9 protein-coding genes are annotated in these 12,218 nt (G+C 74.8%); 4 read left to right on the top strand and 5 right to left on the bottom strand.

All coding sequences use genetic code 11. The features are described 5' to 3' along the window. Window positions 1-50 precede the first annotated feature (50 nt). Entirely contained in the window at window positions 51-1,115 is a 1,065-nt protein-coding gene (locus ACA361_RS33820) for a PP2C family protein-serine/threonine phosphatase (protein WP_375018876.1), read from the bottom strand. Window positions 1,116-1,266: 151 nt separating this feature from the next. Here ACA361_RS33820 and ACA361_RS33815 point away from each other — a divergent pair, with 151 nt between their 5' ends. Together ACA361_RS33815 and ACA361_RS33810 are read left to right on the top strand one after the other, a co-directional pair. Then, entirely contained in the window at window positions 1,267-2,262 is a 996-nt protein-coding gene (locus ACA361_RS33815; protein WP_375018875.1) for an ATP-binding cassette domain-containing protein, read from the top strand. Further along, complete coding sequence (locus tag ACA361_RS33810) at window positions 2,259-3,035, top strand: ABC transporter permease (protein WP_375018873.1); 777 nt, start codon at window positions 2,259-2,261, stop codon at window positions 3,033-3,035. Before ACA361_RS33815 ends, ACA361_RS33810 begins: the two co-directional genes overlap by 4 nt. On the opposite strand, the gene ACA361_RS33805 is transcribed toward ACA361_RS33810, so the two are convergent. Next, on the bottom strand, window positions 3,032-6,220 hold the full coding sequence (locus ACA361_RS33805) for a BTAD domain-containing putative transcriptional regulator (RefSeq protein WP_375018872.1): 3,189 nt from the start codon (window positions 6,218-6,220) through the stop codon (window positions 3,032-3,034). The two genes, ACA361_RS33810 and ACA361_RS33805, sit on opposite strands and share 4 nt — an antisense overlap. 65 nt (window positions 6,221-6,285) lie before the next feature. On the opposite strand from ACA361_RS33805, the gene ACA361_RS33800 reads away from it, so the two are divergent. Continuing rightward, window positions 6,286-6,582 carry a hypothetical protein gene (locus tag ACA361_RS33800; protein WP_375018870.1) on the top strand — a complete coding sequence of 99 codons (297 nt, stop codon included), beginning with the start codon at window positions 6,286-6,288 and terminating at the stop codon, window positions 6,580-6,582. 25 nt (window positions 6,583-6,607) lie between these two features. On the opposite strand, the gene ACA361_RS33795 is transcribed toward ACA361_RS33800, so the two are convergent. Beyond that, window positions 6,608-7,813, bottom strand: coding sequence for an alpha/beta hydrolase (locus tag ACA361_RS33795; protein WP_375018868.1), 1,206 nt, complete (start codon window positions 7,811-7,813; stop codon window positions 6,608-6,610). Between the two features lie 187 nt (window positions 7,814-8,000). Continuing rightward, window positions 8,001-8,150 carry a hypothetical protein gene (locus ACA361_RS33790; protein ID WP_375018866.1) on the bottom strand — a complete coding sequence of 50 codons (150 nt, stop codon included), beginning with the start codon at window positions 8,148-8,150 and terminating at the stop codon, window positions 8,001-8,003. A gap of 243 nt (window positions 8,151-8,393) precedes the next feature. Here ACA361_RS33790 and fusA point away from each other — a divergent pair, with 243 nt between their 5' ends. After that, the gene (fusA, locus tag ACA361_RS33785; protein ID WP_375018865.1) at window positions 8,394-10,487 is read left to right on the top strand and encodes an elongation factor G; all 2,094 of its coding nucleotides are present in this window, start codon (window positions 8,394-8,396) and stop codon (window positions 10,485-10,487) included. A 64-nt stretch (window positions 10,488-10,551) separates the two neighbouring features. On the opposite strand, the gene dacB is transcribed toward fusA, so the two are convergent. Then, window positions 10,552-12,096 carry a D-alanyl-D-alanine carboxypeptidase/D-alanyl-D-alanine-endopeptidase gene (gene dacB, locus ACA361_RS33780; RefSeq protein ID WP_375018863.1) on the bottom strand — a complete coding sequence of 515 codons (1,545 nt, stop codon included), beginning with the start codon at window positions 12,094-12,096 and terminating at the stop codon, window positions 10,552-10,554. Window positions 12,097-12,218: the final 122 nt, after the last annotated feature.

The following is a 12,218-nucleotide window of genomic DNA, read 5'->3' as shown; positions in this document are numbered from 1 at the left end:
CGTGACGGATGGACCTCTCCCCGTGAAATTCTCTGCGGTATCCGGAGCGGTCAGCGCGAGCGGTGCCGCAGCAGCAGCATCGCGGCGTCGTCCTTGATCGGGCCGCCGACATGCTCGACCAGGTCGTTCTGCAGCCGGTCCAGCGCCTCCTGCGGCTCGACGCCGGTCGACAGCAGGTGGGACCGCTCGGCGAGCGGGTAGAAGCGCCCGGCGGCGTCGCGGGCCTCGATCACGCCGTCGGTGTAGAGGAGCATCTGGTCGCCGGGCCCGAAATCGACCTCGAACGGCGGCGCCTTCGCCGTGGCCATGTCCATCAGCCCCAGCGGCGGCGCGACGTCCGGCGGGTCCGCGGGCTCGGTCCGGCCGTCCGAACGGATCATCAGCGGCGGCGGGTGCCCGCAGTTCAGCAGCCCGGCCTTGTCGCCCGGGCCGATCTCGGCGAGCACGGCGGTCACGAACTGCTCCCCGGTCAGATGCCGGCTGAGCGCCCGCTCCAGCCGCACCGCGACGCCCGGCAGGTCGGGCTCGTCGTAGGCGGCCTCGCGGAACGCGCCGAGCACGACCGCGGCGGTCTCGACCGCGTCCAGGCCCTTGCCCTGGACGTCGCCGACGAGCACCCGCACCCCGTCCGGGGTGGTGACCACCTCGTACAGGTCGCCGCCGATGCGGGCGCGGGCCGAGGCCGAGGTGTACGAGACGGCCGCGTGGATCGGCCCCACCCGGCGCGGCACCGGCCGCAGCAGCACCCGCTGCGCCACCTCGGCGACGGTGCGGATGTCGCTCAGCTCGCGCTCCTTGCGCTCGCGCAGCTCGGAGGCCAGCATCGCGGCGGCGGTGACGCCGATGATCGACAGCAGCGCCAGGTAGGCGCCCCGGCCGCCGAGCGAGTTGTTGTACGCGGCGAGGGCCACGCAGAGGGTGACGGAGAGCAGGCCGATCGAGGCGGTGCGGCGCACGCCGCCGGCGAGGCTGGCGAACGCCGGCCCCAGCGACAGCAGGGGCAGGTAGCCCGCGCCGGGGCCGCCGAGGAAGTCGGCCGCCGCGATGACGCCCATCACGCCGTACGGCAGCCGGAGCAGGAGCCTGCCGTCCAGGCCGCCCGTTCGCAGCCTCACCCTGAACCCCCCAAGCCTTCCCCCCCGAGTGACGTACCGCGTCGATAAGAGATTAACGGCGCGGCCATTCCGTGTTCGCCACGCTATTGCGTAGGCGGCCTGAAACCGGCGTGAAACCGCGGTAATACCGGTCTCTCGCACGATCGGTGCCATGACGACCAACCCGCGACCGCTCGCCATCGAGGCCGCCGGACTCCGCCGCTCGTACGGCGGCACGGTGGTGCTCGACGGCATCGACCTCGCCGTCCCGCGCGGCTCGATCTTCGCGCTGCTCGGGCCCAACGGCGCCGGCAAGACGACCATGGTCAAGATCCTCTCCACCCTGATCGCCGCCGGCGGCGGCACCGCCCGGGTGGCCGGCCACGACGTGGCCGCGGAGCCCGACGCGGTCCGCGCCGCGATCGGCGTGACCGGCCAGTACTCGGCGGTGGACGGCCTGCTCACCGGCGAGGAGAACCTGATCCTCATGGCCGACCTGCACCATCTCGGCCGCGCCGAGGGCCGCCGCCGGGCGGCCGCCCTGCTGGAGCGGTTCGACCTGGCCGAGGCCGGCCGCGGGACCGCGGCCACCTACTCCGGCGGCATGCGCCGCCGGCTCGACCTGGCGATGACGCTGGTCGGCGAACCGGAGATCATCTTCCTGGACGAGCCGACGACCGGGCTCGACCCGCGCAGCCGCCGCGGCCTGTGGCAGATCATCCGGAACCTGGTGGCCGGCGGTGTGACGATCTTCCTGACCACCCAGTACCTGGCGGAGGCCGACCGGCTCGCCGACCGGATCGCGGTGCTGGACGGCGGCCGGCTGGTCGCCGAGGGCACCGCCGCCGAGCTGAAGCGGCTCGTCCCCGGCGGCCACGTCCTGCTGCGGTTCGCCGGCCCGGCGGAGCTGGAGGCGGCGGCGCGGGCGCTCGGCGCGGAGCGCTCCCTGCACGAGATACGGCGCGACGACGAGGCCCTCACCCTCCAGGTCCCCGGCACGGGCACGCGCTCCCTGCGGACGCTGCTGGACGTCCTCGACCGGGCCGGCACCGAGGCGGCCGAGCTGTCCGTGCACACCCCCGACCTCGACGACGTGTTCCTCGCCCTGACCGGGACGGCCGGAACGGGCACCGCCCCGGACGACAGCGGAAAGGCGGCCGCCCGATGAGCGCGCTCGGCCACGGCGTGACCGACTCGGCCACCATGACCCGCCGCAACCTGCGGCACGCGCTGCGCTACCCCGGCATGTCGCTGGCCACGATGGGGACGCCGATCATCCTCCTGCTGCTGTTCGTCGGCGTCTTCGGCGGCGCGCTGGGCACCGGGGTCGGCGGCGGCGACTACATCGACTACATCGCGCCCGGGATCATCCTGATGGGCGTCGCCTCGGGCTGCATGGTGACGTCGGTCTCCGTCTGCGTGGACATGACCGAGGGGATCGTGGCCCGGTTCCGGACGATGCCGATCGCCCGGAACTCGCTGCTGACCGGCCATGTCGTCGGCAGCATGATCCAGACGCTGATCAGCACCGCGCTGGTGGTGGTGGCCGCGGTCCTGCTGGGCTTCCGGCCGGACGCGAGTCCGGCCGAGTGGCTCGCGGTGGCCGCCCTGATCACGGTGCTGGCGTTCGCGCTGACCTGGGTGGCGGTCGGGATGGGGCTGAGCAGCAAGACGCCCGAGTCCGCGAGCAACACCCCGATGCTGATCCAGTTCCTGCCGTTCCTCGGCAGCGCGGTCGTCCCGCCGGACTCGATGCCGGCCGGGGTGCGCTGGTTCGCCGAGTACCAGCCGTTCACCGCCATGAACGAGACGCTGCGGGGGCTGCTCATGGGCACCCCGATCGGGAACGACGCGGCGATCTCGCTGGCCTGGTGCGCGGCCCTCGGCGTGGCCGGCTACGTGTGGTCCAAGCTCCTGTTCAAGCGCGAGCTGAGGGCCTAGCCGTCCTTGGGACGGGCGCGCAGCAGCTCCAGCGCGGCGTCCCGCAGCTCCTCCCGGCTCAGGCCGGCGTACTCCGACACCGCGCCGGCGTACGCCGGCCCGTCGGCGTTCCCGGCCGCCTCGCGGGCGCGCCACGACGCCGTGGTGGGCTGGATCGTCCGGGTGTACCGGAAGCGCTCGGCCAGCGCCACCAGCCGCACCCCGCCCCGGCGGTCGCCGCGCGCGATGTCGGCCAGCCCCAGCGCCAGCAGCAGCACGCCGCAGAGCGGGAACCCGGCGAACGCGGGCGTCGGGGTGAACATCAGCGGGCTGGCCAGCAGCCTCTCCAGGTCCCGCGGCAGCGCCTCGGCCGAGTCGCGGACGGCGTCCAGCCGGCCCGCGTGCGCGTGCGCGATCACGGCGATGGCGCGGACCTCCATCGTCCACGGGTCCCCCGGGGCGAAGCCCGCCAGCAGCGCGTCGCCGCCCGGCGCCACCCGCAGCGCGGTGCGCCACAGGGCCAGGCCCTCCTCGGTCTCGCCGCGGGACAGTGCGATCTCCGCCCGCACGGCGATGGCGAACGGCGCCGCGCCGTAGGTGTCGTCGGCGCCGTTCCGCCGCGCCTGCTCCAGCCAGTCGCCCGCCGCGTCGAGCCTGCCCTGCTGGAGCGAGGCCAGCGCCATCGACCACCGGATCGAGGCCACGTCGGGCAGGTCGCCGAGCCGTTCCAGCGTCGGCAGCGCGGCCAGCACGTGGCGTTCGGCCTCCGCGCCCCGCTCGGTCTGGAGGCACAGCTCGCCCAGCCGGGACCGGGTCATCACCTCCATCAGCGGGTTGCCGCCGCGCTGGAACTCGGCGAGCATCCGCTCGGCCGCCTCCAGCGCCCGTTCCGGCTCCCCGGCGTTCTCCCAGATGTGGCTGGTCACCGCCCAGGCGGCCCCGGCCATCATCGGATGCTCGCTCTCGCACATGCCGAGCAGCGCCGGATCCTCAGGGCCGCGCAACTCGGGTGACACGGCGAGCACGGTCGCCAGCGCCTTGGTGAGGGTGTCCGGCACGGCGGGCGGCAGCCGGCGCAGGGCGACCAGCGCGCGCACCGCGCGGGGCCCCTCGACGAGGAACGTGCTCAGCACGCACAGCGTCAGCGCCGTCCGGACGCACTCCAGCTCCGCGGGCCCGGGCCGGAACCGGGTCAGCGGTCCCGTGATCTTCGCGCACATCGCCGCGAGCCGGCCGTAGTTGGACTCGATGATCCACAGGGTGCCGAGCGCGGCGGCCACCGCCGCGACGGAGGCGGTGTCGCGGCGGTCCAGGCCCAGCCGCAGCGCCAGGAGGAGGTTGTCCTGCTCGGCCCGGTGCCGCGCGACGGCCGGGCCGGGCTCGCGCCCGAACAGCGGCTCGTCCTGGTCGGCCGTGAAAGCCCGCGCCCACGCCAGGAACCCGGCGGCCGCGGCGCCCGTCGCGCCCGCCTCCTCCCGGCGGGCCGCGCTGAACTCGCGCACGGTCTCCAGCATCCGGAAGCGGAGCCCCGCGCCGGTGTCGGCGACCGCCAGCAGGGACTGGTCCACCAGCCGTTCCAGGACCTCCGCCGCGTCGCCGCCGGGCACCACGTGCCCGGCCGCCGCCGCGGTGAACCCGCCCGGGAAGATCGACAGCGCGCGCAGCGCGGCCTGCTCGCGGCCGTCGAGCAGGTTCCAGCTCCAGTCGACGACGGCGCGCAGCGTGCGGTGCCGTTCCGGGGCGTCACGGGTGCCGCCGCGCAGCAGCGCGAAGCGGTCCTCCAGCCGCCGCGCGATCTCCGGCACGGTCATCGCGCGGATCCGCGCCGCCGCCAGCTCGATCGCCAGCGGGAGCCCGTCGAGCCGGCGGCACAGCGCGGCGACGGCGTCCGGCGGCAGCTCGGCGCCGGGCCGCGCCGCCCGCGCCCGCTGGCGGAACAGCTCGGCGGCCGTCGGCGCGTCCAGCTCCGGCAGCGGGTAGACCGACTCCGACGACAGGTCCAGCGGGGCCCGGCTGGTGGTGAGCACCCGCAGCTCCGCGGTCATCGCCACCAGCGCCCCGGCCGCCTCGGCGGCGCCGTCGACGACGTGCTCGCAGTTGTCCAGCACCAGCAGCGCCGGGCCCGGCCCGAGCGCCGCGACGATCCCGGCCAGGACACCGGCGCGCCGGGCGGGCCGGCCGGCCGCGGGGAGCGCGGCGTCGGCCGCGCCGAGCGCCGCGGCGATCTCGGGGACGACGTCCTCGTCGCGTTCCACGCCGGCCAGCGGGACGAAGTGGACGAGCCGCTGCTCGGCCGCCCGGCCCGCCGCGTGCGCGAGCCGCGTCTTGCCCAGGCCGCCGGGCCCGGTGATCGAGACGACCCGGGACGTGCGGAGCAGGGCCAGCACGGCGGCCAGGTCGGCGTCGCGGCCGAGCAGCCGGTTGGGCTCGTGCGGGATCCCGTAGCGGGCGGCCGGCTCCTCGGCGCGCAGCAGCTCCCCGTAGACCTCCCGGAGCGCGGCGCCGGGATCGGCGCCCAGCTCGTCGCGCAGTTCGCGGCGGTACGCGTCGTAGCGCGCCAGCGCCGTGGCCGGTCCCGCGGTGGCCGCCTCGCAGCGCAGCAGCCCGGCCAGCAGCTCCTCGTCCCGCGGCCGTTCCGCGACGAGGCCGGCGAGCGGGCCGGCGGCCTCCTCGTACCGTCCCAGCCGGGCCAGGGCGAGCGCGCGGGCGCGTACCAGGACGCGGTACGTCGCGGCGCGTTCCCGCCGCAGCGCGGCCAGCGGGTCGCCGGGACCTGCGCCCGCGGGATCCACGGCGCCCTCGGTGCCCGGTTCGGGCGGCCCGTCCCAGAGGGCGAGGCCCTCCTCGGCGTGCGTGAGCGCCCCCGCGTGGTCGCCGGCGCGCGAGCACCGCGCGCTCTCGGCCGCGCGCAGCAGGACGGCGGACGCGTCCACCTGGCCCTCGTCGAGCGCCAGCCGGTAGCCGGCGGGCGTGCCGGCGATGACGTCCGCGCCGAGCTGGGCGCGGGCGCGCGAGACGAGCACCTGGAGCGCCTTGGCGGGGTTGGCGGGCCGCTCGTCCGGCCAGAGGCCCTCGGCGAGCCGGGCGGAGCCGGCGCCGGTACGGAGGTCGGCGGCCAGCAGCGCGAGCAGGTTCCGCAGCCGCGGCCCGGCGATCTCCCGGCCCCGGAACGCCACCCTCGGCAGCAGGGTCAGCTCGGGCGTCACCGGATTAGACTAGATGGTGGGGTTCGGGACACTCGCCTGGAGTCTGCCAGGGGCAGGGAGCCGTCGTGGACGACTATGTCGTGAGCCTCATCCGTACCTGGGTCCCGGTCGCCGTCGGCGCCGGACTGACCTGGCTGGCCGCCGAGACCGGTCTCGTCCTGGACGAGGACGCCGGCGCGGCGGCGAGCACGCTGGCGGTGGCGCTCGTCATCGCCCTCTACTACGCGATCGCGCGCGCCATCGAGCAGCGCTGGCCGCGGGTCGGCCGGATCATGCTGGCGCTCGGCCTGCGCCGCACCCCGCGGTACGAGACCGTGCCGCGCTTGGCGGGGCAGGCGCCGCGCCCGCGGGCCGAGGGCTGAGCGCCGTCCCTCACCGGTCCGGGCCTCAGTACTTGCGGGCGCCGATCGCGCTCATCATCGTCGGCCAGGTGGCGTGCATCTCGCGCTTCCAGTAGCCCCAGGTGTGCGAGCCCGGACCGTAGAAGTTGGTGGTGAGCGGCACGCCGGCGGCCTTCGCCCGCGCCGCGAAGTCCTTCGAGGCGCGCTCGACCTGGGACTCGCTCAGGTAGCGGATGTCCCAGGGGGCGCCCTTGTTCTTGTCCAGCGGGCCCGGGTTGCCGTTGCCGGCCGACACGTGCACCCGGGTGGTGCGCAGCCGCGCCGCAAGGCTGGCCGGGTCGTGCGCGGCCCAGTTGGCGCGGTCGCGGTTCGGGTCGCCCCAGATCTTGCTCGCGTCCTGCCCGTTCGACGAGTTGATGTAGAGGAGCAGCGAGGGGATGCCGGGGGAGAGCATCGACAGCACGCCGCTGTAGGCGGCGGCGTACCGGTACATGCCCGGGTGCCGCGCCGCGTACGTGAGCGCGCCCTGCGCGCCCGACGACAGGCCGATGGCCGCCCGCGCGGAGCCGGCGCGGAAGTTGCGCTCCAGGAGCTGCCGGACCTCCTGGGTGTGGAACGTCTCCCACTTGGGGATGCCGCCCCGGCCGTCGTTGTACCAGTCGGTGTACGAGCCGTTGGCGCCCTCGGGCAGCGCCACTAGCACGTCGTACCGCGCGGCGACCTTGGCGATGTCGGTGCTGCGCGTCCAGGAGACGTAGGTGTCCTCGCCGCCGTGGAACGCGAACACGACCGGCCAGGTGCGGGGCGCCGAGGTGCTCCACGCCCGGGGCAGCAGCACGCGCACCTTCTGGGTGGAGCCGAGCGCCGGGGACGCGACGCTGATGTCGACCTGCCGCTTGCCGCGCCACTGCACGGCGGTGATCCGCGCGCCGTCGTCGGCGGCCGCGTTGAACGTGTTGCGGCCGGTGCCCGCGCGGCCGCCGGATCCGGAGCCGCCGGAGCCGCCCGCTCCCGCGTCGATGTCGGGCAGGGGGAGCGTGTCGCGGCCGGCCGGGGACGGCTGGGGGGTTCCCTTGGGGGAGCGCGAGGCGGGCGCGGCGAGCTGCCCGTCGGCGGTGGTGGAGGGCGTCGGGACGCTGTTCGCGCCGACGGCGTCGAACTCCTGCCACGGCAGCAGCACCAGCAGAGACGGTACGACGGCCACGGCCACGATCGTGCCGATGGCGATCGAGCGATCCACCTGTTTGCGCACTGCTCCCCACCTTTCAAAGCGCAAACATTACTGGCGAGTCGCCCCAAGCGATAGGAATTTGCTCATAACTGTCAGATATAGGTCATCAGGCCGGACCCATTGACGGGTCCGGCCTGCTCCGTTCCGCGTGCCAGGCGCGATGCGAGGCTCCGGCTCGGCCCCCGGGCGGGTGCCGGCTCGTGCCGGCTCAGGCGCCGGAGGTGCGGCCCGCCGTGCCGCTCTGCGCGGATCCGCCGCCGCGGACGGCCTCGGCGCGCGGGTCGGGAGTCTCCGTGCGGGGCCGGGGCCAGGCGTCGATCCTGGTCCGCCGGGGGTTGGCCAGAGAAGCGCTCGTCATTGTCTGGATCCTCCCTTCGTTGGTGCGTCATACCGTTCTAACGCGAATGGTCCGGAAACCTTCCCAGTGCGTTCGCCTGGATTCGGTAAATAGCTCTTTGCCATGATCCGGGTGCGATGCGTAATCCTTCCCGGTCGTCCCGGCTCGAAAACCCTTGGCGCCGGCGGTGTGACCGCGGTTACCGTCACGCTGATCGCCGGCGGTCGTCAACCGATCAACCGAGCAGCGAAGGAGGACGGCGCCATGACCACCACCACCCACAGGAACCTGGCGAACGTCCGCAACATCGGGATCATGGCCCACATCGACGCGGGCAAGACGACCACCACCGAGCGGATCCTCTTCCACACCGGCGTCTCGTACCGGATCGGCGAGGTCCACGACGGCGCCGCCACGATGGACTGGATGAAGCAGGAACGGGCCCGCGGCATCACGATCACCTCGGCCGCGACCACCTGCCGATGGCCGCTGGACGGGACGGACCACACCATCACGATCATCGACACCCCGGGGCACGTCGACTTCACCGTCGAGGTGGAGCGCTGCCTGCGGGTGCTCGACGGCGCGGTGGCGGTGTTCGACGGCGTGGCCGGCGTCGAGCCGCAGTCCGAGACCGTCTGGCGGCAGGCCGACCGGTACGGCGTGCCGCGCGTCTGCTTCGTCAACAAGCTCGACCGTCCCGGCGCGGACTTCGAGCGCTGCGTCGGCATGATCGCCGACCGGCTCGGCGCCGTCCCGCTGGTCGTCCAGCTGCCATTGGGCATCGCGGCGGACGGGACGGAGACGGGCTTCGGCGGCGTGATCGACCTGGTCGGGATGCGGGCGCTGGTCTGGCCGGCCGCGGCCGAGCCGGGCGACGCCTGCGCCGCCGTCGCGATCCCGGCCGCCCATACCGGGGCGGCCGCGCGCTGGCGCCGCCGCCTGATCGACACGCTCGCCGAGAACGACGAGGAGTTCATGGAGCTGTACCTCGCGGGCGCCGAGCCCGGCGAGGACGCGCTGCACGCCGCGATCCGGCGGCTCACGATCGCCCCGTCCGGCACCCGGTTCGCGCCGGTGCTGTGCGGGACCGCGTTCAGGAACAAGGGCGTCCAGCCCCTGCTCGACGCGATCGTGCGCTACCTGCCGTCGCCGCTGGACGTCGCGGGCGTCCAGGGCGAGGCGCCCGACGGCGGGCCGGTCGTGCGCCGGCCGGCGGACGGGGAGCCGCTCGCCGCGCTGACGTTCAAGATCATGAGCGATCCGCACCTGGGCCGGCTCACCTACGTCCGGGTCTACTCCGGCCGCCTGGAGGCGGGCGGCACCGTGCTGAACCCGATCAAGGGAAGGAGGGAGCGCATCGGAAAGGTGTACCGCGTGCACGCCAACCGGCGGGAGGAGATCGCCGCGGCGGGCGCCGGCGACATCGTCGCGGTCATGGGGCTCAAACAGACCACGACCGGCGAGACGCTGTGCTCCCGCACCGACCCGGTGATCCTGGAGTCGATGGACTTCCCGGCCCCGGTCGTCCACGTCGCCGTGGAGCCGCGCTCGCGCGGCGACCGGGAGCGGCTGGCCGCGGCCGTCCAGCGGCTGGCCGAGGAGGACCCGTCCTTCCAGGTCGACACCGACGCCGAGACCGGCCAGACCGTCCTCGGCGGCATGGGCGAGCTCCACCTGGAGGTCCTCGTCGACCGGATGAAGGAGGAGTTCGGCGTCGCCGCCGCGGTGGGCCGGCCCCGGGTCGCGTACCGCGAGACCATCCGGAGGCCGGTGCCGCGGACCGACTTCCTGCACCGGAAGCAGTCGGGCGGCAAGGGCCAGTACGCCAGGGTGCGGATCGCGGTCGAGCCGATCGCGGACGGCTACGAGTTCGTCAACCGGGTCACCGGCGGCCGCGTCCCGAAGGAGTTCATCCCCTCCGTGGACGCCGGCTGCCAGGAGGCGATGCGGTCCGGCGTGCTCGCCGGGTACGAGCTGACCGGCGTGCGCGTGACGCTGCTCGACGGCGACTTCCATCCCGTCGACTCGTCCGAGACGGCCTTCAAGTCCGCCGGGACGATGGCGTTCCGGGAGGCCGTCCGGCGGGCGTCGCCCGTGCTGCTCGAACCGGTGATGGCCGTCGAGGTCACCACCCCCGAGGAGTACCTGGGCGAGGTCATCGGCGACCTCAACGCGCGCCGCGGCCGGATCCGCGCGATGGGCGAGCGCGGCGGCGCCAGGGTGGTCGAGGCGGCGGTCCCGCTGGCGCGGATGTTCGGGTACGCCGGTGACCTGCGCGGCGCCACGTCGGGCCGCGCGGCGTTCACGATGCGGTTCGACTCGTACGCCGAGGCTCCGGAGGGCGCCGAGGCGTAGGCGGGGCGGGGCGCGCCCGCCCGGAGCGGATCCGGGCGGGCGCGCCGTCACACCGCGCCGCGGATCAGCAGGTCAGCGTCCAGGTGCACTCCAGCCGCACCCCGGCGGACGGGGCCTGGCGCGCGGTCGCGGCGCGCTCCGCCGCCGGACCGCCCGCCAGCCGGATCGCGATCTTGTCCTCGATGTCCTTGGGCGCGCCGCCGGAGTAGCCGTTCAGCACGACCGAGAAGACCAGCCGCCGCTCGGAGGCGTCCTTCACGTACCCGGACAGGGCCGTCACGCCGGTCAGCGTGCCGGTCTTGGCGTGGACGTTGCCCGCGGCGGCCGTTCCGGACATGCGGCTCCACAGCGTGCCGCCCTTCATCCGGTCGGGGTACCCGGCGATCGGCAGCGCCTGGTACCAGGCCGGGAACCACGTCTTGGCCCGCGCCTTGCGCAGCACCGTCAGGATGTCCTGCGGCGCCGTCCGGTTGGACCGCGACAGCCCCGAGCCGTCGGCCATCTTCAGCCGCGCCGCCGGCACCCCCTGCGTGGCCAGGTACCGCTCGACCAGCGGCAGCCCGGCCTTCCAGCTGCCCGACCCGGCCTTCTCGCGGCCGATCGCCTTCACCAGCGTCTCGGCGATGACGTTGTTGCTGAGCTTGAGGAACGGCGTCATCAGCTGCGACAGCGGCATCGAGGCCCGGGACGCGACCGGCGCCGCGCCGCCCGGCGTCCGGCCGCGCCGGGTCGTCCCGGCCACCTTCACGCCGTGCCTGCGCAGCGCCTGGCGGAAGACGTCGGCCGCGTACAGCGCGGGCTCGTCGACGGTGCGCAGGTTCGTCACGGCCCCGCCGTCGCCGGGGTACGAGCCCTTCACCACGATCGTTCCGGCGCCCTCCGGCCGCTCGACCGAGAGCGTGGAGTCGCTGCCGTTCGCGCCGGTGACCGCCCGGTTGTCGATCTTCACGGTCCGGGTCGGCGGGTCCAGCGCCACCTTGACCGGCTTCCCTGCCGCGCCCGGCTTCACGACCACCTTCACCGAACCGGCGTTGAACTCGTCGTCGGGCGCCAGCGTCAGCGCGGAGATCTCGGCGGCGTAGGCGTACTGGAGGTCCGTGGGGTCCCAGCTCGGCGGGGTGCGCTGGGCGTCGAACCAGGTGTCGTCGGCGACGAGGTCGCCGGTGACCCGCTTGACGCCCTTGGCGGCGACGGCGGCGGCGAGCCGGTCGTACTCGGCGGCCCGCATGGTGGTGTCGCCGGTGCCCTTCAGGTACAGGTCGCCGGCGACGGTGGCTCCGGCCTTCTTCGCGTACACGCCGGTACGGAACCGGTGGTCCGGGCCCAGCAGCGCCAGCGCGGCGGCGGAGGTGTGGATCTTCATGTTGGACGCGGGCAGCAGCGGCGTCCCGGGGTTCCGGGCGTACCGCACCTGCCCGGTCCGGGCATCACGTACCTGGACCCCGATCGCGGCTCCCTTGAGCCGCTGGTCGGCCAGGATGGCGTCCAGGTCGGCCTTCAGGCCGGACCCCTGGGCGTCCGTGCTCGGCGATGCGAGAGCGGGAGCGGCGGAGGCCAGCATGACGGCCGTTCCGCCGAGCAGCGCGGTGAGCGTACGACGCATGATCATGTCGAGAGCCTAGGGGGTCCGCGCGCACCGTGGCGAGCCGCATCCGCAGCGTCACCCGCCCGCCGCCCCCCCCCCCCCCCCCCCCCCCCCCCCCGGGGGGGGGGGGGGGGGGGGGGGGGGGG

This window comes from Actinomadura sp. 21ATH (assembly GCF_041951345.1).
Taxonomy (GTDB): Bacteria; Actinomycetota; Actinomycetes; order Streptosporangiales; family Streptosporangiaceae; genus Spirillospora.
This window is presented reverse-complemented; position numbering and strand designations above follow the sequence as displayed.

Coding starts and splice junctions, on each gene's coding strand:
- ACA361_RS33815 (WP_375018875.1), top strand. CDS start 1,267: ATGACGACCAACCCGCGACCGCTCGCCATCGAGGCCGCCGGACTCCGC.
- ACA361_RS33810 (WP_375018873.1), top strand. CDS start 2,259: ATGAGCGCGCTCGGCCACGGCGTGACCGACTCGGCCACCATGACCCGC.
- ACA361_RS33790 (WP_375018866.1), bottom strand. CDS start 8,150: ATGACGAGCGCTTCTCTGGCCAACCCCCGGCGGACCAGGATCGACGCC.
- fusA (WP_375018865.1), top strand. CDS start 8,394: ATGACCACCACCACCCACAGGAACCTGGCGAACGTCCGCAACATCGGG.
- dacB (WP_375018863.1), bottom strand. CDS start 12,096: ATGATCATGCGTCGTACGCTCACCGCGCTGCTCGGCGGAACGGCCGTC.